Raw genomic sequence first — 24,804 nt, forward strand, 5'->3', positions numbered from 1 at the left:
GGGAGAGTGTGCAGGTCAACGGGGCGCGGACACGGCCGGAGCAAAGCCCTTGTGAGGTACCGGATCCTTGTCGGCCGGCTCCGGGTTGCTGTTGAGTATCGCGGTGATGAAGAGGCCCAGGAAGGCGATGACGACGAACACCGTGGTAGCGATCAGCCATCGGTTCCGCTGCTTCTCCTCTTCCGCAGCCACCTCCTCGTCGCCGTCGCCCGACTGTGCCTTCGGCTCGTCGGGGAACTGCTGGTTGAGCGCGGTCATGGTCGCGGCCAGGGCGGGATCGTCCTCGGCAAGGCGTCGTTCGAGCTGTGCGAGGATGCGTCGCTCGTCCATCTCGGGGTTCATGCCAACCACCTCGGGCGCTAGGTCTTCTCCGCAGTGATGGGGGACCGGGGCTGTCGGAGCATGTCGACGAGGCGGAAGATCTCCATCGGCAACGGGACGATGAGGGTGGAGTTCCGTTCGGCGGAGATCTCGGCCATGGTGGACAGGATCCGCAGGTGAAGGGCGGCGGGATGTCCTTCGAGGCGGTCCGCGGCGTCGGCCGGCGTCTCGGCGGCCTCGTACTCGCCCTTGGCGTGGATGACCTTCGCGCGCCGGTCGCGTTCGGCCTCGGCCTGGCGGGCCATGGCGCGCCGCATGGGCTCCGGCAACTCGACGTCCTTGACCTCGACGAGGGTGACCTTGACACCCCAGGGGTTGGTGACGTCGACCCCGCGCTCCGAGTCCTGCGGTCCTACGGCGACCCGGCGGCCGTCCAGTTCGGTGAGCAGGGCTTCGCGTGACGGCGCCACCGGGTCGACGACGTCGGTGCGTACCGCCTCCCGGTCGGACACCGACGTACCTTCACGAACCATGTCCCGGGCGAAGTCCGTGTTGCGGCCCCGCTGTTCGGCGATGGACACGGCGAATGCCGCAGCATCAGCGACCACCGTGTCACCGGCTTCCTCGCCCTGGCCGGTCACCGGCGTGCCGGCCCCGATGTGTGTGCCGGGAGCCATGGCGGCGACATGCGCGGACATCGCGATGTAAGCGCTTGCCGACACCGCGCGAGCACGGGAGGGGGTGACGTACAGGATGACCGGAGCATCGGATTCGAGAAATTCCTGCACGATCTCCCGGGTCGACTGCAGCAGCCCTCCGGGGGTGTCCATCTCGATCAGACAGGCCGCGTGGTGTTCGCGCTCGGCCGTGCGCAGGCCGTCTTCGAGATGCTCGGCGATGACGGGGGTGACGGTGCCGTCGAGCCGTGTGACGAGCACGCTCGGCGTCCGGGCTCTCACGGCAGGGGCGGCGAGCAGACAGGCGAGCATCCCCAGGAGGACTGGGGTGAGCCTTCGGATGACAGCTGGGCGGTGGCTTCGGGGCACGGCACGCCACCCCCTGGTCCCTGCCGCGATCTCAAGTGGTCGTGTGATCCACGGGGTACCCCTGCCGTTCGGCACAACCCTTGCCCTGGACGCTCGGAGGCGGCCGTCTCAGCGGGTGAAATGTTGCCGAGCACCGGCAATGTGGCGGCTTACGAGCTCAGAACCCACGTGTCCGCACGGATACGGGTCGTCGAGGTCCGTCACGCAGGAGCGAGCGTGCGCCATCTTGCCGAGCGACGGCAAAATGTAGGTGTACTCGCAGCTCGCTCAGCGGACAAAAGGGGTGCCGCGCGATGGCCGGCAGCAGCGATCTTCCAAGGGACGGGGCGCGCATCGGACAGCCCCATGAGGAGATGCTGGCCCGGTCCCTTGCGCAGACCGGTGACCTCGGTGCCGATGACCGCGCCCGTCTGCGCGAGGAGGCAGCTCATGCCGCGGCCCACGGCACCCCCCTGCGCGAACTGATCGACAGGTATCTGGGTGCTCTGTGCGGTACCTGCCCCTCGTCGGCGGCCGAGGCTGCACGACGTCCCCTGTCGCCGGTCGTCGCGGCGGATGCGTTGCATGCGATACGAGATATCGCGGTCACACTCACCGAGGGGTACGAGGCCGCTCACCGTGCGGCGATCCGGCGGGAGGAGGAGATCCGCCACTCCTTCGTCGACGAGCTGCTGCACGGCGCAGGCGATCTCGGCCGGATGGCGGCGCAGGCGCACCGCATCGGCTTCCGGCTCGCCGGACCTCACCGCGTGGCCGTGGCACGGTCCGAGGCCGCCTTCACGGCCGCTGACCCGGCCACCCGGTATGTCGAGGAGGCCATGTCCACGGGGCATGACGCCTGGGAGAGCCTGGTCGTGGCGAAGGACGGACAGTTGATCTGCATCTGTGCCGGAAGCGTCACGACCGCCCCCGAACGCTTTGCCGACCACGTCGAGCGTTCAGTGGCCCGACACCCCCAGACTGCTGTCAGCCGTCCCCGGCCAGGGGCTAACGGTGTCGTCCGCTCCTACCGTGAAGCACGCGAGACATTCGACCTCGCCGACCGTCTGGGCGACTCCCGACCCGTGATCCACGCCTCCGACCTGTTGGTGTTTCAGGTGCTGGGGCGGGACAGAGCGGCGATCACCGACCTCGTGGCCACGGTGCTGGGCGGCCTGGAGCAGGCCCGCGGCGGGCCGGGGCCCCTGCTTGAGACTCTGACCATGTACTTCGACAGCGGCTGCGCCAAAACAGTCACCGCCCGACGACTCGGTCTCAGCGTCCGTGCGGTGACCTACCGAATGGCCCGCGTCCGCATCCTGACCGGCTACGACCCCACCATTCCCGACCAGCGTTACGCTCTCCAGACCGCCACCCTCGGAGCGCGCCTGCTCAACTGGCCCACGATCCCTTTGCAGCCTTCCGATTGAGTGGTGAAGGTCAGGGCAGTGGGCTCAGGCGTAGAGGTGTCGTCCGGGTTTCTCGTGCACCGCGCGGGCGACGCCGCACAGGTCATGGGTCCGTACGCTGTTGCGGTCGGTGACCGAGCGGCCGAGGGCGTGGTGTGGCCACAGACCGCCGGCCACCCGGCGGCTGCGCTCGCTCCACTCGCGGGCCGCGGCGCCGCCCGCCTTGTAGTGGTTGAGGGCGTAGCCGCCGGAGTGGATACGCAGCAGGCAGAAGCCGCCGGGATAGTCCTTGACCGCGCTGACCTCCTGCATCGTGACGTGCGGGGCCCGCGGCAGGACCGTGCGTTTGTTGCGGTGGGTGTGGCCGGCGTGGTGGAGGAAGACGCCCGGCGCCCCGGCGTACGCGTCGAGCACGGCACGCGCCTCCCGCCGCTCGATGCGCTGCCCGCCCGTCACCGGGAAGACCGAGCCCCGCACGGTCAGCGGATGATGTCCGAACACCACCGTGGGCTGCTCCCGCTCCTCCCTCAACCGCGCCCGGAACCACGCCAGTTGCTCAGCACCGAGCCCACCGGAGTCGGCCCCGCCGCCGTCCTTCGCATACGTGTCGAGCCCGATGATCCGCAGCCCGCCCAGATCCCGGGCGAAATACGAGGGTTGTCCGGAGGCGGCAGCGAACCGGGCTCGGAAGCCGTCCTCGCAGCCTCCCGAGCAGGCATCGCCCGCCCGCGACCGGCAGTCCGCGTGCCGGGCCCGGTCGTGGTTTCCGCGTACGACGAAGTAGTCCCGCCCATGGGTGCCGAAACCGTCCAGGATCCGCCCCGCCTCGGCCAGCTGCCACGGATGGCCCTCGGCCGAAATGTCACCCGCGGCCAGCAGCACGTCCGCCCCGCGCCGCCGGGCCTCCTCCACCACCGCCCGGCTCATGATCTCCGGGTACGGGGCGCGTCCGCGCTCCTGCGACACGCCGCGCAGCAGCGGCAGGCCGGCTATCAGGCCGGCGGTGGTCTCTCCGAGGTGCAGGTCGTTGCAGAGCGCGATCGACAACAGGTGCCGGCCCGACGGTGGCTGCGGGGTGGTGAAGGAGTACGGGCCGTCCGAGCCGAGCCCAAAGGCGTTGGTCCCGACGGCGTTGCCGCGCACCAGGTGCAGCGGTGTGGGCGTGGCGGCCACGCCTCGTGAACGGGCCTGGTAGTAGTACGTCTGCCCGGGCTCCAGGTCGGTGAGTTCCACGAGGTGGTGGGCGGTGGGGGCGTCCTCGGACGCGGTGCGGAGCAGGCGTGACGGGTGGGTGCCGTAGACGACCTCGCCCTCGGTGACCGCGGGAAGTAGGTGGCCCAGACCGTCGTCGGTGCCGGGAACTCCGGTGTACCAGGTGATGATCGCGCGGTCCTCGGTCAGCGTGACCAGCTCCAGATGGACCGCGGCCACGAGGCCGGTGTGACGGTGCTCGCTCCGGCGTGCCGCTCGCAGCAGGGCCGGGGCCAGGAGCGCGCCGGAGCGCACGACTTCGCAGGGGGAGGGAAGAGCGGACAAGGCTCTGAGCGGAGCGGAGAGACAGCAGCGCATGACCCATACGTGCCCGACGGACATGAACGGGTGCGGTGGCGCCGACGGCCGCACCGGGTACGGAGCGCGACGACTCCCTCGGCAATGGAAACGGAGGGTTACCAGGCGGGTCGGCCGTCCCGCCACGTACGCTCAACATCGTTGCACCGCGAGGGACTTGGAAGGCGGGACCATGAGGCGTGACGAGCTGATCCGGCCGGTGCCGGAGCTGTTGAGGGAGCACGCCGGGTCGGCGCCGGAACGGGTCGCCTACTCCGACTCCTCCCGCGCCGTCACCTACGGCGAGCTGGAACAGCGCACCCGCGCGCTGGCCGCGTACCTCGTCCGCACCGGAATCAGCCGCGGTGACCGTGTCGCCATCTGCCTCGGCAACTGCGTGGAAATGGTGGAGAGTTGCCTCGCCGTCCTGCGAGCCGGTGCGGTCGGCGTCCCGGTCAATCCGCGGTCCTCCGACGCCGAGCTGGCCCACTTCCTCACGGACAGCGGCGCCGCCTTCGTCATCACCGACGCCGCGCACCTGGCGCGACTGCGGCACCTGGGACGGCCGTACGACCGCCTGGGCGCGATGGTCACCGGACCGGGCCCGGCCCCGGACGGCGCCGAGCTGTTCGAGCGGGCGGCGGCCGGGAGCGAGCAGGCCGCGGAGATCGATCTGCTCGGGCTCGACGATCCCGCCTGGATGCTCTACACCTCCGGCACCACCCACCGCCCCAAGGGCGTGCTCTCCACGCAGCGGGCCGCGCTATGGTCGGTGGCCGCCTGCTACGCCCCGATCTTCGGCCTGTCGTCCGACGACCGGCTGCTGTGGCCGCTTCCGCTGTTCCACAGCTTCAGCCACTCTCTCGCCCTGCTGGGAGTCACGGCGGTCGGCGCGAGCGCGCGGATCGCCGGTGACCTGTTGCCGCCGGGCGGTCTGCGACAGGAACTGCTCACGGGGTACGAGGGGCTCGGCGGGCCGTTCACCATGCTGGCCGGCGTGCCCACGACGTATCACCGGCTGGTCGACTCGGCCGGTGCGGCCCCGCCCGCGCTGCGGATGTGTGTCGTGGCCGGTGCGCCGAGCGGTCCCGCGCTGCGCGCGGCCGTGGAGGAGACGCTGGGGGCGCCGCTGCTCGACGCCTACGGCAGTACCGAGACCTGCGGCATGATCGCGGTGAACCGTCCGGACGGGCCCAGGGTCGACGGTTCCTGCGGGCCGCCCGTGCCCGGCATGGACGTACGCGTCGTCGATCCGGGCAGCGGCGCGGACCTCCCGGACGGGGCCGAGGGCGAGGTGTGGGTGCGCGGGCCGAGCCTGATGACCGGGTACCACGACCAGCCCGAGGCAACGGAAGCCGCGCTGCGGGACGGCTGGTACCGCACCGGTGACCTCGGCCGGCGCGTCGAACACGGGTATCTCGAACTCACAGGCCGGGTCAGCGAGTTGATCATTCGCGGCGGCGAGAACATCCACCCGACGGAGATCGAGCAGGTCCTGTCGCAGTGTCCGGGCGTGGCCGACGCCGTGGTCGTGGGCGTGCCGCACGACGTACTCGGCGAGGTGCCGGTCGCCTGCGTCGTAGCGGGTCCGGACGGTATCGACGCGCGGCGGGTGCTCGCCGAGTGCCGTGGTCGGCTGGCCGACTACAAGGTGCCCGTCGAGATCCGCGAGATCGCCGCCGTGCCGCGTACGGCATCCGGCAAGATCGCCCGGCACACGCTGGTCGTGCCCGCTCGGTCGACGGATACCGCGCTGCGCGAGCGGCTCGGGCCGCTCTCGAGAGAAGAGCAGGAGCGCGCTCTGCGCGAGACGGTGCTCACCGAGACGGCCGGGCTGTGCGGGCGCACGTCGGGTGATCTGGCCGACACTCCCTTTGCCGACCTCGGTATGACGTCCGTGGGCGCGGTCGAGCTGGTCGACCGGCTGGGTGCGCTGACCGGCGTGAGCCTGCCGACGACGCTGGTCTTTGACCATCCGACGCCGGCCGGCGTGGCCAGGTATCTGCGGACGGCGATGTTCGAGGCCGAGCCCGAAGGCCGCCCGCGGTCGCACAGCGGTCGGTCCCAGGAGGACGATCCCGTCGTCATCGTTGCCATGGGCTGCCGGTATCCGGGTGACGTCAACTCACCAGAAGAACTGTGGGAGTTGGTGTCGCAAGGCCGGGACGCCATCACGGAGTTCCCGGCCGACCGCGGCTGGGACCTGGACGCCCTGTACGACCCCGATCCCGACCGCATCGGCACGTCGTACACGTGCCACGGCGGATTCCTGCACCGGGCCGCGGAGTTCGACGCCGGAATGTTCGGGATCTCGCCGCGCGAGGCGCTCGCGACGGATCCGCAGCAGCGCCTGCTCCTGGAGACGTCCTGGGAGGTGTGGGAGCGGGCCGGGATCGACCCGGCGTCGCTGCGCGAGAGCGACACCGGCGTGTTCGTCGGCGTGATGCACGGCGACTACGCCGCCCGCTTCACCCGCTACCACGAGCTGGAGGCCCATCTGGGCCTGGGCTCCGCGGGCAGCCTCGCCTCCGGGCGGATCTCGTACGTGTACGGACTGCGCGGTCCCGCCATCACGGTCGACACCGCCTGCTCGTCCTCGCTGGTGGCGCTGCACTGGGCGGCGCGGGCGCTGCGCTCGGGCGAGTGCTCGCTGGCGCTGGCAGGCGGTGTCACGGTGATGTCGACGCCCAAGCCCTTCCTCGCCTTCAGCCGGCAGCGCGGTCTTTCGCCGGACGGGCGCTGCAAGTCGTTCTCGGCGGCGGCCGACGGCACGGCCTGGGGCGAGGGCGTAGGACTCGTGCTGCTGGAGCGGCTGTCCGACGCGCGCCGCAACGGGCATCCGGTGCTGGCCGTGCTCCGTGGCTCCGCCGTCAACTCCGACGGCCCGTCCAACGGGCTCACCGCGCCCCATGGCCCGGCCCAGCAACTGCTGATCACCCAGGCGCTGGCGGACGCGGGACTGCGCCCCGGCGACGTGGACGCGGTGGAGGCCCACGGCACCGGCACCAAGCTCGGCGACCCCATCGAGGCGCAGGCTCTGCTGGCCACATACGGCCAAGGCCGCGAACGGCCGCTGTGGTTGGGGTCCGTCAAGTCCAACCTGGGACACACGCAGGCCGCCGCCGGAGTCGCCGGAGTCATCAAAATGGTGCAGGCCATGCACCACGGCGAACTGCCCAGAACCCTGCACGCCGAGCCACCCACACCGCATGTGGACTGGTCCTCGAGCCGGGTGGAACTGCTGACCGCCGCGCGGCCGTGGCCGGGCTCGGACCGGCCGCGCCGTGCCGGGGTCTCGGCCTTCGGCATCGGCGGGACCAACGCGCATGTGATCCTGGAGGAGGCCGCCCCGGAAGCCCCCTCCCGGGAGTCGGCGACTACGTTGCCCGTGCCGTGGCTGCTCTCCGCCGCCGATGAAACCGCCCTGCGCGCCCAGGCCCGACGACTCCTGTCCGCGGTGGCGGACCGCTCGCCCGTGGACGTCGGCTACTCCCTGGCCGTCTCGCGCGCCGCGCTCACGCACCGGGCGATGGTGCCCCCCGGGGAGCGGACCCGGATGCTGGACACGCTCAGCGCCGTCGCGGAGGGCCGGGGCCACCGGCAGCTGGCGGACCCGGAGATCCGCACGGCGTTCCTGTTCACCGGACAAGGAGCCCAGCGCCCCGGGATGGGCGGCGAACTCCGCGCCGCCTTCCCCGTCTTCGCCGCAGCCCTGGACGAGGTCTGCCGCCACCTGGACGACCGCCTTCCGCTGAGCGCGGTGCTGTCCGCCGGGCCCGGCTCACCGGAAGCGGCGCTCCTGGACCGTACGGACGTCACGCAGGCCGCCCTGTTCGCCTTCGAAGTGGCGCTGTTCCGGTTGCTGGAGTCGTGGGGTGTGCGGGCCGACCACCTGGTGGGCCACTCCGTCGGCGAACTGGCCGCGGCCCATGTCGCCGGCGTACTCGATCTGCCCGACGCGGCGACGCTCGTCGCCGCTCGCGGCCGGTTGATGCAGGCGTTGCCCGAAGGCGGCGCGATGATGGCGCTGGACGCGACCGAGGACGAACTCCTCCCGGCCCTGGCGGAGTTCGGGGAGCGGCTGGCCATCGCCTCCGTCAATGGGCCGCGTTCCGTGGTGATCTCGGGTGACCGGGACGCCGTCCTCGCGGTGGCCGCCGACTTCCAGGTGCGCGGCCGCATAACCGTACGGCTGCGGGTGAGCCATGCCTTCCACTCACCCCTGGTCGAGCCGGTGCTCGCCGAATTCCAGGACATCGCCGGGGAGTTGACCTTCCGTCCGCCGCGCATCCCGATCGTCTCCACCGTCACCGGTCGACCCGCCGAGGCTGCCGAACTGTGCTCGCCCGAGTACTGGGTGCGGCACGCCCGGCAGACCGTGCGCTTCGCCGATGCCGTACGCCATCTCGCGGACGACGGGGTCTCGGCGTACCTCGAACTCGGTCCCGGGCCCGCGCTCACCGCGGCCGCCGCCGACTGTCTGACCGACGGCCCTGTGCTCGCGGTGGCGACACGAGGCGGTGAGCCGGAACCGTCGACGCTCCTGACGGCGGTGGCCCAACTGCATGTGGCGGGGGCCTCCGTCGACTGGTCCGCGGTGTACGCGGGTTCCGGCGCGCGACGCGTGGACCTGCCGACGTACGCCTTCCAGCGGCAGCGCTACTGGCTGGACGCGCCACCCACGGCTCCCGCCGATGCTCCGGCGCTGCTGGGCCCGGCCTTCCCGGTGCCGGACACCGAACGGGCCGTGTTGAGCGGGCTGTTGTCGACCGCGACCCAGCCGTGGCTGGCGGACCATGTCGTCGCCGGGAACGTGGTCGTGCCGGGCACGGTGTTCGTGGAGATGGCCGTGCAGGCGGGCGACGAGACCGGCTGCGGCACGGTCGACGAACTCGTGATGCGGGCGCCGCTGGTCCTGTCCGGCTCCGCCGGAGCACGCGTCCAGGTCGTGGTGGGCGCACCGGACGACTCCGGGCGGCGCCCGCTCGACATCTACTCCCGGCCCGAGGAATCCGTCGACGACACACCGTGGACCCGGAACGTCTCCGGGCAACTGGGCCGGGGACGCGCGGCGGAGGGCGAGCCGACCCCGTGGCCGCCCGAGGATGCCGAGGCGCTGGACCTCACCGGCGCCTACGACACCCTCGCCGACGTCGGGCTTGCGTACGGGCCCGCCTTCCAGGGGGTCGGCGCGGTGTGGCGGCGCGGTGACGACATCTTCGCGGAGGTCCGGCTGCCGGAGGCCTCGGACGCCGGGCGCTATGGACTGCACCCGGCGCTGTTCGACGCGGCACTGCACGCCCCGCTGCTGGCCGGGCCCGCCGCATCGGGTGCTGTCCGGGTGCCGTTCGCGTGGAGCGGGGTGAGCCTGCATGCCTCGGGCGCAACGGAGTTGCGGGTCCGGGTGACCCGTACGGCCGCGGACACGGTCTCGCTCACCCTCACCGACCCGACCGGCCGACTCGTGGCGCGCGTGGACTCCCTGACCACCAGGGAACTCCCGGCCGACCGGACCGGCACCACCGACGACCTCGTACGAAGGGCTCTGCTGCGCCCCGAATGGTCCGCGCTCGAACCGCCCGCCGACACCGGAGCGTGTGCCTGGGCGGTGCACGGGCCGGACGAGCTGAACCTCGCCGAGTTCCTGAACGGCGGTACCAACCCCGAGTTCGTCGCGGTCACCGCCGTCTCCCGGGAGACCGACCCGCTCGCCGCCGTGCATGAGACGACCGGCCGCGTACTGAAGACATTGCAGGACTGGCAGGACGATCCGGGGACCGTCGGTGCGCGGCTGGTGGTGGTGACCCGGGACGCCACCGCGCCCGTCCCGGACCTGGCAGGTGCGGCCGTGTGGGGACTCGTGCGTACGGCGCAGTCGGAGCTGCCCGGTCGGGTCGTGCTGGTGGATGTGGACGGGCGGCCCGAGTCGCTGCGGCTGCTGCCCGCGGCCGTCGCCACGGGCGAGCCGCAACTCCGCGTGCACAGCGGGAAGTTGACGGTCCCACGACTGGCCCCGGCCACCTACCTCTCGGACGCGTCCTTCGATGCGGAAGGCACGGTGCTCATCACGGGAGGCACCGGCGCACTCGGCGCGGAACTGGCCCGGCACCTGGTCACCGCCCACGGCGTACGGCATCTGCTGCTGACCGGACGCCGGGGACCGCAGGCGCCCGGAGCCGGGGAACTGCTCCGGGAGTTGGAGGAGTGGGGAGCCGAGGTCCGTATCGTCGCCTGCGACGCGGCCGATCGGGGTGCGCTGGCCGAGGTGATCAAGGGCTGTGAACCGCCCCTGGCCGCCGTAGTGCATGCCGCCGGGGTCCTCGACGACGGCGTGCTGGACGCCCTGACTCCGGAGCGGATGGCGGCCGTGCTGCGGCCCAAGGCCGACGCGGCCTGGCATCTGCACGAACTGACCCGGGACTTGGGGCTGTCGGCGTTCGTCATGTTCTCCTCCGCCTCCGGACTGCTGGGCCGGGCGGGTCAGGGCAACTACGCGGCCGCGAACGCGTTCCTCGACGCCCTCGCCCACCGCCGCGCCGCAGAAGGACTGCCGGCGCTCTCCCTGGCGTGGGGCCCGTGGGAGCACACCGGCGGCATGGCGGCGCCGCCGTCCCGGTCCCGGGAAGTCCTCGTGCCGGTCTCCACACAGCAGGGTCTGGCCCTGTTCGACGCCGCGCTGCGCTCCACCGAGCCGGTGCTGGCGCCGATCCCGCTGGACCGGGCCGCGCTGCGGGACGGCGCACGGCAGCTGCCGGCGCCGCTGCGCGGACTGGTCCGTGAGGACCGGCCGACAGCCGCGGCCTCCGGCGCCGAGCAGATGCTGGAGCCGGGGGCCTGGCAGAAGCGGCTGGTCTCGCTGCCTGTCGGCGAACGGGAGGCGGCGCTCATCGAGTTGTTGCGGGCCGATGTGGCCGCGGTGCTCGGATATCCGCACGCCGACGCGCTCCCGGCCGGAAAGTCCCTCGCCGACCTGGGCTTCGACTCCCTCACCGCCGTCCAGATCCGCAACCGGCTGAGCATGGCGCTGAGGCTACGGGTGTCGGCGGCGGTGGTGTTCGAGCACCGTACGGCCGAGGAACTGGCCCGGCATCTGCTCGGCCTGCTGGACGGCGAACCGGCCGAGGCCACGCCTGCGGCCGAGCCGCCCGCGTACACCCTCTCCGCACTCTTCCGGAAGGTCAGCGCCTGCGGACAACCGGCGGCGGCCATGCACCTCCTGGTCACCGCGTCCTGGGCGCTGCCCACCTTCACCGAGTCCCAGGGCCGCGAGCACGCGCTGCCCCCGATCCGCCGCTCCACCGGCCTCCGTGGCTCCGGACGGCCGACGCTCGTCCACTTCCCGGCCTACCATCCGTCGCTCCCGTCGGATGCCTTGAACGCCTTCGACGTGCTGGAGTTCCCGCACCCGGGCATCGGCGCCGGTGCCGCCGTACCGCAGGACCGTGCCGCGCTCGCGCGGACGCACGCCGAGAGCGTGCTGCGGCATGTCGGGGACGGGCCCTTCGTCGTCGTAGGACAGTCGGCGGGCGGCAATGTGGCGCACCTGGTGACCCAGCGGCTGGAGAGCATGGGCCGGGCACCGAGCGGCCTGGTGCTGCTGGACACCTACCACATCACCGAGGACAACAGCGGCAAGGACTGGCTGCTGTCCCTGGGCGCGCCCGCCTTCTCCGCGGATCACGACGGCGCGCTGGCCGCGATCGGGGCCTACAACCGGATCTTCCTCGGCTGGGATCCCGAACCGGTCGACACACCCACGCTCCTGGTGCGGGCGCAGCGTCCGACGCCCGGCATGGCGGCGATGGCGGACCCGGACGAGTGGCGCACCTCGTGGCCGTTGCCGCACGACGTCGTGGACGTCCCCGGCGACCATCTGACGATGATGCAGGAACACGCGGAGACAACCGCGTCGGCGATCCGCACATGGATCGACGCGCGAACGGCGAAGGGAGAACGGTGAGTTCGGTGGGGACCCAGCAGGATTTCGATGTCGTCGTGGTCGGCGGCGGCCCGGCCGGGGCGACCGTCGCGGCCGCCGTCGCCCTGCGCGGCCACCGCGTCCTCCTCGTCGAGAAGGAGACCTTCCCCCGGTACCAGATCGGCGAGTCGCTGCTGCCGTCCACCGTGCACGGCGTGTGCCGGATCCTCGGCGTCGAGGGCGAGTTGGCCAAGGCGGGCTTCAAGACCAAGCGCGGCGGTACGTTCCGCTGGGGCCGCAACCGGGACCCCTGGCAGTTCTCCTTCGCGCTGTCGCCTCGGCTGGCCGACCCGACCTCGTTCGCCTACCAGGTCGAGCGGTCCCGGTTCGACGCGATCCTGCTGGACAACGCCCGCCGGGTCGGCGTCGATGTACGGGAGGGCTGCCGGGTGACCGACGTGATCGCCGACGAGGAACGGGTCCGCGGGGTGCGCTGGGCCGGGCCCGACGGCGAGATTCAAGAGGCCCGCGCCCGGTACGTCGTTGACGCCTCCGGCAATGGCAGCCGCATCCACCCGCACGTCGGCGGGAAGCGGACGTACTCCGCCTTCTTCCGCAATATCGCGGTGTTCGGCTACTTCGCCGGCGGCGCACGGCTCCCGGCGCCGAACGACGGCAACATCTTCTGTGCCGCCTTCGACGAGGGCTGGATCTGGTACATCCCGCTCCGGGACGACCTGACGAGCGTGGGAGCCGTGGTCGCCCGCGAGCACGCCGAGAAGATCCAGGGCGACCCGGCAACCGCCTGGCGCCGTCTGATCGACGCCTGCCCCGAGATACGCGGCCTCCTCGACGGCGTCCCCCAGGCCACCGAGCCGCCGTACGACCAAGTCCGCGTCCGCAAGGACTGGTCGTACGGCAAGGCACGGCTGTGGCGGCCCGGCATGGCGCTCGTCGGCGACGCGGCGTGCTTCGTCGACCCGGTGCTCTCCAGCGGAGTCCACCTCGCGACCTACGGTGCGCTGCTCGCCGCCCGCTCCATCAACAGCGGCCTCGCCGGGACCCTGGACGAGGACCGCCTCTTCGCCGAGTTCGAGACCCGCTACCGGCACGAGTACGGCCTGTTCCACGACTTCCTGGTCTCCTTCTACGACCTCCACCAGGACGAACGGTCGTACTTCTGGAAGGCGCGCAACGTCACCAACGTCGGTACGACGGACCGCGAGGCCTTCGTCGACCTGGTCGGCGGTCTGGCCTCCGGCGACGCCTCGCTCACCGCCGTCGCCGACGACTTCGAGCGCGCCGTACGCCGCCTCCCCGACGCCGACGACCTCCGCAATCCGCTCTACGAGTCCCAGAGCTTCCGGCAGGTCTTCCAGGAGGGAGCCGTCCTGCAGGAACGCGGGCTGTTCGGCGGGCCGTTGGAGGAGGAGGCACCGCTGCGTCCCGGGGGTCTGGTGGCGTCGGAGGACGGGTTGGGGTGGGTGGAGGCCGCAGGGCGGCATGCGTGATCATGACCGGATGGACACTCCTTTCCTTGGTATCGCCGAGTTGGTCGAAGTCCCCTCCGTGGCGGTGGTAGTTGACGTCATGCGTGCTTTTACGGTGGCTGCCTGGGCCTTTGGTCAGGGGGCGGAAAAGATCGTTCTCGCTGAGTCGCTGGACGAAGCCCTGGCGCTCAAGGCTCGCCACCCGGATTGGGTGGCGCTCAAGGACGGTCCGCCGGCGCCCGGGTTCGACATGGTCAACTCGCCGGGCCTGCTGCGGTCAATTGACCTTGCCGGACGGACCGTTGTGCAGAAGACCACGGCAGGGACGGTCGGCGCCCTCGCGGTCAAGGAGGCGTCGCTGGTGCTGTGCGCCGGATTCGTGGTGGCGGAGGCAACGGCTCGGGTCTTGCGGACGCGCGAGTGCGACAGCGTCACGTTCGTGGTCACTGGCGAGGATGGACAGGCCGATGAAGATCTGGCGTGTGCTCAGTACATCGCTCGGAGGGTCAGCGAGGCTGAGACGGATGCCGCTGAGTTCCTCCGGCGCGCCGCCGAGTCGCGCGCCGCTGTCGAGCTGACGGAGGGTGTGCGTCTAGGAGTCCATCCTGATGACGTCGCACTCTGTGTCGAGCTCGACCGGTTCCCCTTTGCCATGGTGGCGACCTTGGAGGACTCGCTCATGGTCCTCCGTCCGTGTGCCGTGCCTTCGCTCTGATCGCCTGGTCAGCCGGGCTTATGCCTGGCGGGAGTTGAGGGTGACCGCGTGCAGGAGGGCGTCTCGGCAGGCCTGGACGGCGGGGTGCCGGCTGCGGCCGCGGCGGGCGACGGTGAAGATGCGGCGGGTGCGCTGGCCGCGGGGGAGCCGGTGCAGGGTGATGGTCGGGGGCTGTCCGCTCCAGACAAGGCCGGGCAAGAAGGCCGCGGCGTGCTTCTGCTCCACGAGGCGCTGGTGGAGCAGGAGGTCGGTGGTCTCGAACCGTACGTCGGGTTCGAAGCCGACGCTGCGGCACAGGGTCATGGCCCAGTGCCGGGCGGCCGTGTCCTCGGGTTCCATCACCCAGGGGTGATCGGCGAGTGAGCGCAGCGCCGCCGTCGGGCCGTCGGCGTCCCCTGTGTCGGTCGGCTGAGGCAGGGCGAGGTACAGGGGGTCGTCGAGCAGGTCCTTCTGTTCGAGTTCGGCGGGCCGCGGATTGGGGTTGCCCGGGTATTCCTCGGCGAGGACGAGGTCGAAGTCGCGGGCCTGGAGCGCGGGCAGGGCCTTTTCCGGTTCCATGTGCGTGACGTGGACGCGCAGTTGGGGGTGCTGGTCACGCAGCAGGCCGAGCGCGGTCGGGACGAGGGCCAGGGCGGCCGTCTGGAACGAGGCGATGCGCAGGGTGCCGGTGAGGTCGGTCAGGGACGCGGCGATGTCCGCCTCCGCGCGCTCCAGACGCTCGAGGACCGCTTCGGTGTGGGCGACGAGGATCTCGGCCTGCGCGGTCAGCCTCACCCGCCGTCCGACCGGCTCCAGGAGCGGGACGCCGACCTCGGCTTCGAGTTGGGAGAGCTGCTGGGAGACGGAGGAGGGGGCGTAGGAGAGGGCGGTGGCGACGGCCGCCAGGGTGCCGCGGTGCTTGAGTTCACGGAGCAGACGCAGCCGATGCAGATCGAACATGGGCAGCCCGCTCTCCTCGCCCTCGCGGACGGAGAGCTCAATGGTCGGTTTTTCCGACGAGTATAGATAGGAAAGATTCGCTGGACCGATCGTAGGTGCGCATCGGACGCTGATCGTGTGTCCGACAACGCTTCCTCGCTGCCCTGGTTCGCGCGACCCGATGCCCGTGCCTGGCGGTGTGAATCCGCGCCCGCAGAGGTGCGGGTCTTCCACTCCTCGCTGCCCGACTACGCGCCCACGCCGCTGACCGAACTGCCGGTGCTGTCCGCCGAGTTGGGGGTCGGCCGGGTCTTCGTCAAGGACGAGTCATGCCGTCTGGGGCTGCCCGCGTTCAAGGCGCTGGGCGCGTCCTGGGCGGTCCACCGCACTCTTGCGGAGCGGGCGGCGAGCGGCGCAGAACACGGCCCGGTCACCCTGGTGACCGCGACCGACGGCAACCACGGACGTGCGGTGGCCCGTATGGCACACCGCCTTGGTCAGCGCGCCCACGTGTTCGTTCCCCAGGGCGTACATCCGCAGGCCGTGGCGGCCATCGTCGCCGAACGGGCGAAGGTGACCGAGGTCTTGGGGCCGTACGACGAGGCCGTACGTCTGGCTGCCGAGGCGGCTGCCGCGCCGGACGCGGTCCTGGTCCAGGACACCGCATGGCCGGGCTATGAGCGGATCCCGGGGTGGATCGTCGAGGGTTACTCCACGCTCTGCGCCGAGATCGATGAGCAGTTGGAGGCGGCGGGGGTTCTTGAAGGCCCCGATCTCGTCTCCGTACCTGTGGGCGTGGGGTCGTTGGCCCAGGCCGTGGTCACCCACTACCGCAGCCGACCCCTCGGGCATGCTCCGGCGCTGCTGTCGGTGGAGCCGGAGGCCGCGGCCTGCGTCCTGGAAAGCCTCACCCTCGGCGCACCCGTCAGTGTCACCACGACGGAGACCACCATGGCCGGGCTGAACTGCGGCACCCCGTCCAGCATCGCCTGGCCCCACCTGCGCGGCGGTCTTGACGCCGCGGTCGCCGTCGCGGACGCCGACAGTGCCCGCGCGGCCGGTGATCTGGCCGCTGCCGGTGTCTCTTCGGGTCCCTGCGGCGCCGCGGCGCTGGCCGGTCTGCGCGCGGCGCTCACCGGCGCGGGAGCCGAGGAACGCCGTACGGCCCTGGGGCTGGGGCCGACTTCGGTGGTCGTGCTGCTGAGCACCGAGGGCACGGCTGCCAATCCGCACTCCAGTCACTGAACGCGCAACCTCGAAAGGAGGTCGGCAGCATGGTGACCCACTTCGTGGCCGCGATCGGTGTCCTTGGGCTGCTGACCCTCGCACCGGGCTGCTGCCCACGCTGGCACCGCCCGGGCTACCGACCGCCTGGGCCATGACGCTCCTCGTCCTCCTCCATACCGCCCTCACCCTCGCCTGGCTGGGCGGCTACGCGCTCCTGCTGTCCAAGGCCGGGCCGGTTCTCCACAAGCCGCGGATCCACCGTGCGCTCGGGCGGACCACGGGCGTCGCGCTGATCGCCTTCGGCCTCGTGGTCGCCACCGGTGCGGGCTGACCAGTACCCACAAGGAATCGAAGCCCCTTCGCGGTGTTCACCAGCTGATCCCGGCCGCCACCGGCAGATGATCGCTCCCGGTTGCCGGCAGCACCCACGAACTCCGCGGCTCCACGCCGCGGACGAGGATCTGGTCGATCCGCGCCACGGGGAAGGACGCCGGCCAGCTGAAGCCGAAGCCGTCCCCGGCCTCCTCCTGGACCGAGCGCAGCTGCGAGGTGATGCCGTCGAGTGCGCGGTCGTCCATGGTGCCGTTCAGGTCGCCGAGCAGCACCACCCGCTCGTTCCGCTCGGCGGCGACGGCCTCGGCGAGCGCCTGTGCGTTACGGTCCCGGCTGTCCGTCCAGAAGCCGGTCCTGGGCATCAGGCGTACGGACCCCAGGTGGGCCACATACACCGCCAGCGGACCCTGGTCCGAGGCCACCGTGGTGCGCAGCGCCCGGTTGTAGGTCATCTTGACGTCGGCCGGCTTGGTGTCCCCCAGCCGCCCGACGTCCTGCTGGATGTCGACCGGCCGGATGTCCGACAGCGGCAGCCTGCTCCACAGCCCGACCGTGCCCTGCACCGTGTGGTGCGGGTACGCCTCCGCCAGCGCCTTCTCGTACGTGCCCCGGGCCTGCGGGGTCAGCTCCACCAGCGCCAGCAGGTCTGCACCGGAGGCGGTCAGGTCGCGGGCGGTGCCGACCGGGTCCGAATTGTCGGCGCCGACGTTGTGGCTCACCAAGGTGAGGTCGCTGCCCGCATGGGACTTGTCGCCGAGCAGCCCGCCGAAGAGGCTCACCCACGCCACGACCGGCAGCAGCAGGGCGACCACCGCGGAGGCGGAACGGCGCCAGAGCGCCCCGGCGAGCAGCACCGGGATGAACACGCCGAACCACGGCAGGGAGGTCTCCACCAGGCTGCCGAGCCCTCCGTTCCCGTTCGGGATGTGCGCGTGCAGCAGCATGAGCAGGCCAAGGAGCAGCGCCAGCGCCGCGAGTACCAGGCCGCGCTTCCATGGCCCCGGCCGGGAGAGGAGGCGGATCGCCCGGTGGATGATCGCGCGCCCCCTACCGGAGCCGCCCTCTCCGGTCTCCGCCTTCTTCGCCGTCTCGGCGCGCTCCTCTGCGTCGACCTGCTGGCGCGCATCAGCCACGTCCGACATTGCTTCACTCACTGATCAAATCCCTGAACTCTTGGCTGAATGCGATGGTGGGGCGGGCAGTTGAACGACGATGCGGAGTCCGCCCGCAGGTCGCGGGCTGATGGTGAGGGATCCGTCGTGCACCTGGACGATCCTCTTGACGATGGCCAGGCCGAGGCCGACCCCCGCATGGTCGTCGTGGATGCGTTCGGTGCCGCGCTGAAAGGGCTCGGTGAAAGTCGAGACCAAATCTGGGGAGAGCTTCTCGCCGCTGTTGTCGACGGTGAGCACCGCGCTCCCGGGGCGGACGCCGGTATGCACCGACACGGAGCCCTGTGCGGGCAGGTTGTGCACGATCGCGTTGTGCACAAGGTTCGTCGTCATCTGCAGCAGGAGCGCCGGCGACCCGAATGCCGGGGCGATGTCACCGGAGGCGTCGATGGTGACACCGCGCTTCTCGGCGAGCGGGAGGAGTGTCTCGGTGGCCTCTTCCATGAGCAGGGACAGGTCGACGGGCTCGCGGGTGAGGGACCGCTGGTCGGCGCGGCTGAGCACGAGCAGTGCCTCGGTGAGGTCGATCGCTCGGGCGTTGACGGCGTGCAGGCGGTCGAAGAGTGCGCGGGGGTCCCGTGTCGGATCGCTTCGGGCCACGTCGAGAAGGGCCTGCATGGTCGCCAGCGGGGTGCGCAGTTCGTGCGAGGCGTTGGCGGCGAATCTCTGCTGTTCGGCGACGTGTGCTTCGAGCTGCGTGAGCATGGTGTCGAAGGCGTCGGCGAGCTCGCGGAACTCGTCCCTGCGGCCCGGCAGCCGGATGCGATGGGAGAGCGATCCGTTCGTGGCCATGCGGGTGGCGTGGGTGATGCGGGTCAGTGGGGCGAGCATGCGGCCGGCGAGGATCCACCCGCCCACGAGGCCGAAAACCAGCAGGAACGCCATGACCGCGGCTGCCCTCGGAGCGAAGACGCGCAGGAGCTCGGACCGGACGGGAAAAACACCCTCGGGGTTGTCATCGGGGTTGATGAGCATCGCGCGGTCGGGGACGTAACGCAGGAGGAACACCCACACCGCCGCCATCAGCAGCGCGCCGGCCAGCATCAGGAACCCGGCGTAGCTGAGGGTGAGTTTGACGCGGACGCTCACACCGGGCTGTCTATCCACGCTCGCGCCTCTCACGTCCGGTGTCGATGCGGTAGCCGACGCCCGGCACGGTGGCGATGATCCCGGGTTCGCCGAGGCGCTTGCGCAGGGCCGAGACGGTGATCCGCACGGCGTTGGTGAAGGGATCGGCGTTCTCGTCCCACGCGCGCTCCAGGAGTTCCTCGGCGCTGACGACACCGCCTTCGGCGGCGACGAGGACTTCGAGCACGGCGAACTGTTTCCTGGTCAGGGCGACATAGCGGCCGTCGCGGTGGACCTCCCGGCGGAACGGATCAAGGCGCAGACCCGCGATCTCCCGCACGGGAGGCCTACTTTGCGCACGCCTGCGGTCGAGGGCTCTGAGCCTGAGCACGAGCTCTTGCAGTTCGAACGGCTTCGTGAGGTAGTCGTCGGCGCCGAGCTCGAACCCGGTGGCCTTGTCGTCGAGCCGGTCGGCAGCGGTGAGCATGAGGATCGGCATACCGCTGCCGGAGGCGACGATGCTCTTGGCCACCTCGTCACCGCTGGGCCCGGGAATGTCCCGGTCCAGGACGGCGATGTCGTAGGCGTTGACGCTCAGCAGCTCCAGAGCGGTGTCGCCGTCACCCGCGATGTCCGCCGCGATCGCTTCCAGGCGCAGGCCATCGCGAATGGCCTCTGCCATATAGGGCTCGTCCTCGACGATCAACACACGCATGATTCGAGGCTACGAGTCGCTACATATCGTCGGCATATCGAAAACCACATACGTGCCGGCAACACCGCACTGCCTTGACTGCGGGCATGTCCTACCGCGAACCAGCACGAACAGCAGCCCGCCGTACCCGATGGACAGTCCTCGCGGCCCTGGTGATCGTCAGCGCGACAATCACCGGCGTCCTGATGTGGCCGCGCGCGTCCTCCCCGACCGCATCACTTGCCCCGGCCGCATCACCACCCGTCGAGACGCCCCAGCGAGACCACAAACGTGATTTCGGCGAAGCCGACGGCGCCCTCCCCGACGGCGTGACCGTGTTCGATGACGGGTATCCCGGCATAACCAACCTTGACCCCGATCTGCTCGAGGCCCTGCGCGAAGCGGCGAAGGATGCCGCTGCCAACGGCGTCAAGCTCTACGTCAACAGCGGCTGGCGTTCCCCGGAGCGCCAGGAGCAGCTTCTTCGTGAGGCGATCTCGAAGTACGGCTCGGAGGAGGAAGCCGCCCGATGGGTGGCCACGGCGGACACGTCCCCTCATGTGTCGGGGGACGCGGTCGACATCGGCCAGTCCAATGCCACCACGTGGCTGTCCGAGCACGGCGCGGAGTACGGACTGTGCCAGATCTACGGCAACGAGCCCTGGCACTACGAACTGCGCCCCGAAGCGATCGATGACGGCTGCCCGCGCATGTATGCCGACCCGTCCCAGGACCCGAAGATGCGCCAGTGACCGGCACGCCCGGCGACAGACCCGCCGGATCCCGGCCCGGGAGAGTGAAGCGAGGTGTGTTAGGCCTGTCCGTGGCCAGGTTCACATGGCGTACGCGAGGTGTGGCCGACACCATGGTGGCTCTCACCGGCAGGCGAAGGGATCACGAATGTTCCGCAAGGTGCTGGTCGCCAACCGTGGCGAGATCGCGATTCGGGCCTTTCGTGCGGGCTACGAGTTGGGCGCGCGGACCGTCGCCGTCTTCCCGCACGAGGATCGCAACTCGCTGCACCGCCTGAAGGCCGACGAGGCCTACGAGATCGGCGAGCAGGGACACCCGGTGCGCGCCTATCTCTCCGTCGACGAGATCGTCGGTGCCGCGCAGCGCGCGGGCGCGGACGCCGTCTACCCCGGCTATGGATTCCTCTCGGAGAACCCCGAGTTGGCCCGCGCGTGCGAGGCGGCGGGCATCACGTTCGTCGGACCGGGCGCCGACATCCTGGAGCTGACCGGCAACAAGGCCCGCGCGGTGGCCGCGGCCCGCGAGGCCGGTGTGCCGGTGCTCGGCTCCTCCGCGCCCTCCAACGACATCGACGAACTCGTCCGCGCCGCCGAGGACATCGGCTTCCCGGTGTTCGTCAAGGCCGTCGCGGGCGGCGGCGGGCGCGGAATGCGCCGCGTCGAGGACCCCGCCCAGCTCAGGGAGTCCATCGAGGCGGCCTCCCGCGAGGCGGCGTCCGCGTTCGGCGACCCCACGGTCTTCCTGGAGAAGGCCGTCGTCGAACCCCGCCACATCGAGGTGCAGATCCTCGCCGACGGGCAGGGCAACGTCATCCACCTCTTCGAGCGGGACTGCTCGGTGCAGCGCCGCCACCAGAAGGTCATCGAGCTCGCGCCCGCCCCCAACCTCGACCCGGCCCTGCGCGACCGCATCTGCGCCGACGCCGTCCGGTTCGCCCGGCAGATCGGCTACCGCAACGCGGGCACCGTGGAGTTCCTCCTCGACCGCGAGGGCAACCACGTCTTCATCGAGATGAACCCGCGCATCCAGGTCGAGCACACGGTGACCGAGGAGGTCACCGACGTCGACCTGGTCCAGTCCCAGCTCCGCATCGCCGCCGGGGAGACCCTCGCCGACCTCGGCCTCGCCCAGGAGACCATCACCCTGCGCGGCGCGGCCCTGCAGTGCCGTATCACCACCGAGGACCCCGCCAACGGCTTCCGCCCCGACACCGGCCGGATCAGCGCCTACCGCTCACCGGGCGGCTCCGGCATCCGGCTCGACGGCGGCACCACCCACGCCGGCACCGAGATCAGCGCCCACTTCGACTCCATGCTGGTCAAACTGACCTGCCGGGGACGGGACTTCGCCGCCGCGGTGGGCCGCGCCCGGCGTGCCGTGGCCGAGTTCCGCATCCGCGGCGTGGCCACCAACATCCCCTTCCTCCAGGCGGTGCTGGACGACCCGGACTTCCAGGCGGGCCGGGTCACCACCTCGTTCATCGAGCAGCGCCCGCATCTGCTCACCGCCCGCCACTCCGCCGACCGCGGCACCAAGCTGCTGACCTACCTGGCCGACGTCACCGTGAACCGGCCGCACGGCGAACGGCCCGACCTCGCCGACCCGATGGCCAAGCTGCCCCCGGTGCCGGAGGGCCGGCCGCCCGCGGGCTCCCGGCAGCGGCTCATCGAGCTCGGCCCCGAGGGCTTCGCCCGGAGCCTGCGCGAGGCACCCACCCTCGGCGTCACCGACACCACGTTCCGCGACGCCCACCAGTCGCTGCTCGCCACCCGGGTCCGTACGAAGGACATGCTCGCCGTCGCCCCGGTCGTCGCCCGCACCCTGCCCGAACTGCTCTCCCTGGAGTGCTGGGGCGGCGCCACCTACGACGTCGCCCTGCGCTTCCTCGCCGAGGACCCCTGGGAACGGCTCGCCGCCCTGCGCGACGCCGTGCCCAACATCTGCCTCCAGATGCTGCTGCGCGGCCGCAACACCGTGGGCTACACCCCGTACCCGACCGAGGTCACCGACGCCTTCGTGCAGGAGGCCGCCGCCACCGGCATCGACATCTTCCGCATCTTCGACGCCCTCAACGACGTCGACCAGATGCGCCCCGCCATCGACGCCGTACGCCAGACCGGGACCGCCGTCGCCGAGGTGGCCCTGTGCTACACCGCCGACCTGTCCGACCCGTCCGAGCGGCTCTACACCCTCGACTATTACCTGCGCCTCGCCGAGAGGATCGTCGACGCGGGCGCCCATGTGCTGGCCGTCAAGGACATGGCGGGGCTGCTGCGGGCCCCGGCCGCCGCCACCCTCGTATCGGCGCTGCGCCGCGAGTTCGACCTGCCGGTGCACCTGCACACCCACGACACGGCAGGCGGCCAGCTCGCCACCTACCTCGCCGCCATCCAGGCAGGCGCGGACGCCGTGGACGGGGCGGTGGCGTCGATGGCGGGCAGCACCTCGCAGCCGTCCCTGTCGGCGATCGTGGCCGCGACCGACCACTCCGGGCGCCCGACCGGCCTCGACATCCAGGCCATCGGCGACCTGGAGCCGTACTGGGAGAGCGTCCGCAAGGTCTACGCCCCCTTCGAGGCGGGCCTGCCCGCGCCGACCGGACGGGTCTACCACCACGAGATCCCAGGCGGGCAGCTCTCCAACCTGCGCACCCAGGCCATCGCGCTCGGCCTCGGTGACCGCTTCGAGGACATCGAGGCCATGTACGCCGCCGCCGACCGGATGCTGGGCCGGCTGGTGAAGGTCACCCCGTCGTCGAAGGTCGTCGGGGACCTGGCGCTGCACCTGGTGGGCGCGGGCGTCGACCCCAAGGACTTCGAGACGGAGCCCGACCGGTACGACATCCCCGACTCCGTCATCGGCTTCCTCCGCGGTGAACTGGGCACCCCGCCCGGCGGCTGGCCCGAGCCCTTCCGCAGCAAGGCGCTGCGCGGCCGCGCCGAGGCCAAGCCGCCCGCGGAACTCACCGCCGATGACCGCGCGGCCCTGGTCAAGGACCGCGGCGCGACCCTCAACCGGCTGCTGTTCCCCGGCCCCACCCGCGAGTTCGAGACCCAGCGCCACACCTACGGCGACACCAGCGTGCTGGACAGCAAGACCTTCTTCTACGGGCTGCGCCCCGCCAAGGAGTACGCCATCGATCTCGAGCCCGGGGTGCGGCTGCTGATCGAGCTGCAGGCGGTCGGCGAGGCCGATGAGCGCGGTATGCGTACGGTGATGTCCTCCCTGAACGGGCAGTTGCGGCCCATCCAGGTCCGTGACCGGGCGGTGGCCTCGGACGTCCCGGTCACCGAGAAGGCCGACCGCTCCAACTCCGGCCATGTCGCGGCGCCGTTCGCGGGCGTGGTGACCCTCGCCGTCGCCGAGGGCGACCAGGTGACGGCCGGGGCGACGGTCGCCACCATCGAGGCGATGAAGATGGAGGCCTCCATCACCGCCGGCAAGGACGGTACGGTCTCCCGGCTCGCCGTGGGCCGGATCCAGCAGGTCGAGGGCGGTGACCTGCTGGTCGAGATCGCCTGAGGTCAGCGGCGGCAGTGCAGGTACAGGTGGGGCTCGGGACCCGCTCCGGGGTGGTCCGGGGTGAAGACGGTGCTGTTGTGCGACAGCACCGTCAGCCCCGCCGCCTCCACCATGGCGGTGAGGTCCTCCTCGGCGAAGCTCGTCGCCCGGACCGGGCGGCCCATGAACACCACCTCGATGTCCTCCACGTCCGCGGGCACGGTGGCCAGCACCAGATGGCCGCCGGGCTTCAGGGCCAGGGCGAGTTTGTTCAGCACTGCTGTCTGCTCCGCACGGGTCATCTGGAGCAGCGAGAAGAACACGCACACTCCGTCGAACGACTCCTCTTCGAGGGGAAGATCGCGGATGTCGGCGCGGCGGAACTCGGCCTCGGGGACCTGTCGGGCGGCGAGTTCGACCATGACGGGAGAGACGTCGACGCCCAGCACCGAGTGGCCCGCCGCGGTGAGTGAGGCAGCCGTGGGTCGTCCGGTGCCGCTGCCCACGTCCAGCGTCCGGGCGCCGGGCGGGAGTCGTTCGAGGAGCCACTCCAGTGCGTACAGATGCGCGGGGGCGTGGGCGAAGGCCTTCTCGTAGTCGGCGCCCAGCGCGTCGAACAGTACGGCGGCGGGCGGTAGTTGGTCCTCGTGCGGCACGTCGGTTCCCCTTCGCTCGTCGGCCGCCCGCATCGTCGCACTCGGCCAAGGCGTGC

General features: G+C 71.2%; 16 protein-coding genes. 8 read left to right on the plus strand and 8 right to left on the minus strand.

The window, feature by feature from the left end; translation table 11 throughout:
• Window positions 1–15: 15 nt before the first annotated feature.
• Entirely contained in the window at window positions 16–342 is a 327-nt protein-coding gene (locus OHT76_RS38780; protein WP_328875554.1) for a DUF3040 domain-containing protein, read from the minus strand.
• 17 nt (window positions 343–359) lie between these two features.
• Window positions 360–1,259, minus strand: coding sequence for an SPFH domain-containing protein (locus OHT76_RS38785; protein WP_328875555.1), 900 nt, complete (start codon window positions 1,257–1,259; stop codon window positions 360–362).
• A gap of 401 nt (window positions 1,260–1,660) precedes the next feature.
• On the opposite strand from OHT76_RS38785, the gene OHT76_RS38790 reads away from it, so the two are divergent.
• Complete coding sequence (locus tag OHT76_RS38790) at window positions 1,661–2,776, plus strand: PucR family transcriptional regulator (protein WP_328875556.1); 1,116 nt, start codon at window positions 1,661–1,663, stop codon at window positions 2,774–2,776.
• 24 nt (window positions 2,777–2,800) lie between these two features.
• Here the strand turns inward: OHT76_RS38790 and OHT76_RS38795 are convergent, their stop codons facing one another.
• Window positions 2,801–4,324 (minus strand): metallophosphoesterase family protein, encoded by a 1,524-nt coding sequence (locus OHT76_RS38795; RefSeq protein ID WP_328876729.1) that lies wholly within the window; start codon window positions 4,322–4,324, stop codon window positions 2,801–2,803.
• A gap of 172 nt (window positions 4,325–4,496) precedes the next feature.
• Here OHT76_RS38795 and OHT76_RS38800 point away from each other — a divergent pair, with 172 nt between their 5' ends.
• The 3 genes from OHT76_RS38800 to OHT76_RS38810 are packed head-to-tail and all read left to right on the plus strand — an operon-like array spanning window position 4,497 to window position 14,426.
• The gene (locus OHT76_RS38800; RefSeq protein WP_328875557.1) at window positions 4,497–12,263 is read left to right on the plus strand and encodes a type I polyketide synthase; all 7,767 of its coding nucleotides are present in this window, start codon (window positions 4,497–4,499) and stop codon (window positions 12,261–12,263) included.
• The gene (locus OHT76_RS38805) at window positions 12,227–13,732 is read left to right on the plus strand and encodes a tryptophan 7-halogenase (RefSeq protein WP_328875558.1); all 1,506 of its coding nucleotides are present in this window, start codon (window positions 12,227–12,229) and stop codon (window positions 13,730–13,732) included. The genes OHT76_RS38800 and OHT76_RS38805 overlap by 37 nt, the downstream gene beginning before the upstream one ends.
• 10 nt (window positions 13,733–13,742) lie before the next feature.
• Window positions 13,743–14,426: a 2-phosphosulfolactate phosphatase gene (locus OHT76_RS38810; protein ID WP_328875559.1), complete on the plus strand. Its 684-nt coding sequence runs from the start codon at window positions 13,743–13,745 to the stop codon at window positions 14,424–14,426.
• Between the two features lie 18 nt (window positions 14,427–14,444).
• Here the strand turns inward: OHT76_RS38810 and OHT76_RS38815 are convergent, their stop codons facing one another.
• Window positions 14,445–15,365, minus strand: coding sequence for a LysR family transcriptional regulator (locus OHT76_RS38815; protein ID WP_328875560.1), 921 nt, complete (start codon window positions 15,363–15,365; stop codon window positions 14,445–14,447).
• Window positions 15,366–15,482: 117 nt separating this feature from the next.
• Between OHT76_RS38815 and OHT76_RS38820 the strand changes: the two genes are divergently transcribed.
• The gene (locus OHT76_RS38820; protein ID WP_328875561.1) at window positions 15,483–16,589 is read left to right on the plus strand and encodes a diaminopropionate ammonia-lyase; all 1,107 of its coding nucleotides are present in this window, start codon (window positions 15,483–15,485) and stop codon (window positions 16,587–16,589) included.
• 133 nt (window positions 16,590–16,722) lie between these two features.
• On the plus strand, window positions 16,723–16,902 hold the full coding sequence (locus OHT76_RS38825) for a hypothetical protein (RefSeq protein ID WP_328875562.1): 180 nt from the start codon (window positions 16,723–16,725) through the stop codon (window positions 16,900–16,902).
• Window positions 16,903–16,939: 37 nt separating this feature from the next.
• Here the strand turns inward: OHT76_RS38825 and OHT76_RS38830 are convergent, their stop codons facing one another.
• From OHT76_RS38830 to OHT76_RS38840, 3 genes are read right to left on the minus strand one after another with little or no spacing between them, the layout of a single operon-like run.
• Window positions 16,940–18,046 carry an endonuclease/exonuclease/phosphatase family protein gene (locus OHT76_RS38830; RefSeq protein ID WP_328876730.1) on the minus strand — a complete coding sequence of 369 codons (1,107 nt, stop codon included), beginning with the start codon at window positions 18,044–18,046 and terminating at the stop codon, window positions 16,940–16,942.
• A gap of 15 nt (window positions 18,047–18,061) precedes the next feature.
• Window positions 18,062–19,183, minus strand: a complete 1,122-nt coding sequence (locus OHT76_RS38835; RefSeq protein ID WP_328875563.1) for a sensor histidine kinase — start codon at window positions 19,181–19,183, stop codon at window positions 18,062–18,064.
• Window positions 19,176–19,859 carry a response regulator transcription factor gene (locus tag OHT76_RS38840; protein WP_328875564.1) on the minus strand — a complete coding sequence of 228 codons (684 nt, stop codon included), beginning with the start codon at window positions 19,857–19,859 and terminating at the stop codon, window positions 19,176–19,178. Before OHT76_RS38840 ends, OHT76_RS38835 begins: the two co-directional genes overlap by 8 nt.
• Before the next feature lie 86 nt (window positions 19,860–19,945).
• Between OHT76_RS38840 and OHT76_RS38845 the strand changes: the two genes are divergently transcribed.
• Both OHT76_RS38845 and OHT76_RS38850 read left to right on the plus strand, forming a co-directional pair.
• Entirely contained in the window at window positions 19,946–20,590 is a 645-nt protein-coding gene (locus tag OHT76_RS38845) for a M15 family metallopeptidase (protein WP_328875565.1), read from the plus strand.
• A 148-nt stretch (window positions 20,591–20,738) separates the two neighbouring features.
• Window positions 20,739–24,113: a pyruvate carboxylase gene (locus OHT76_RS38850; RefSeq protein ID WP_328875566.1), complete on the plus strand. Its 3,375-nt coding sequence runs from the start codon at window positions 20,739–20,741 to the stop codon at window positions 24,111–24,113.
• A 2-nt stretch (window positions 24,114–24,115) separates the two neighbouring features.
• On the opposite strand, the gene OHT76_RS38855 is transcribed toward OHT76_RS38850, so the two are convergent.
• Window positions 24,116–24,781, minus strand: a complete 666-nt coding sequence (locus OHT76_RS38855) for a class I SAM-dependent methyltransferase (RefSeq protein ID WP_443049886.1) — start codon at window positions 24,779–24,781, stop codon at window positions 24,116–24,118.
• Window positions 24,782–24,804: the final 23 nt, after the last annotated feature.

The organism is Streptomyces sp. NBC_00287 (assembly GCF_036173105.1).
In the GTDB taxonomy this organism is placed as follows: domain Bacteria; phylum Actinomycetota; class Actinomycetes; order Streptomycetales; family Streptomycetaceae; genus Streptomyces.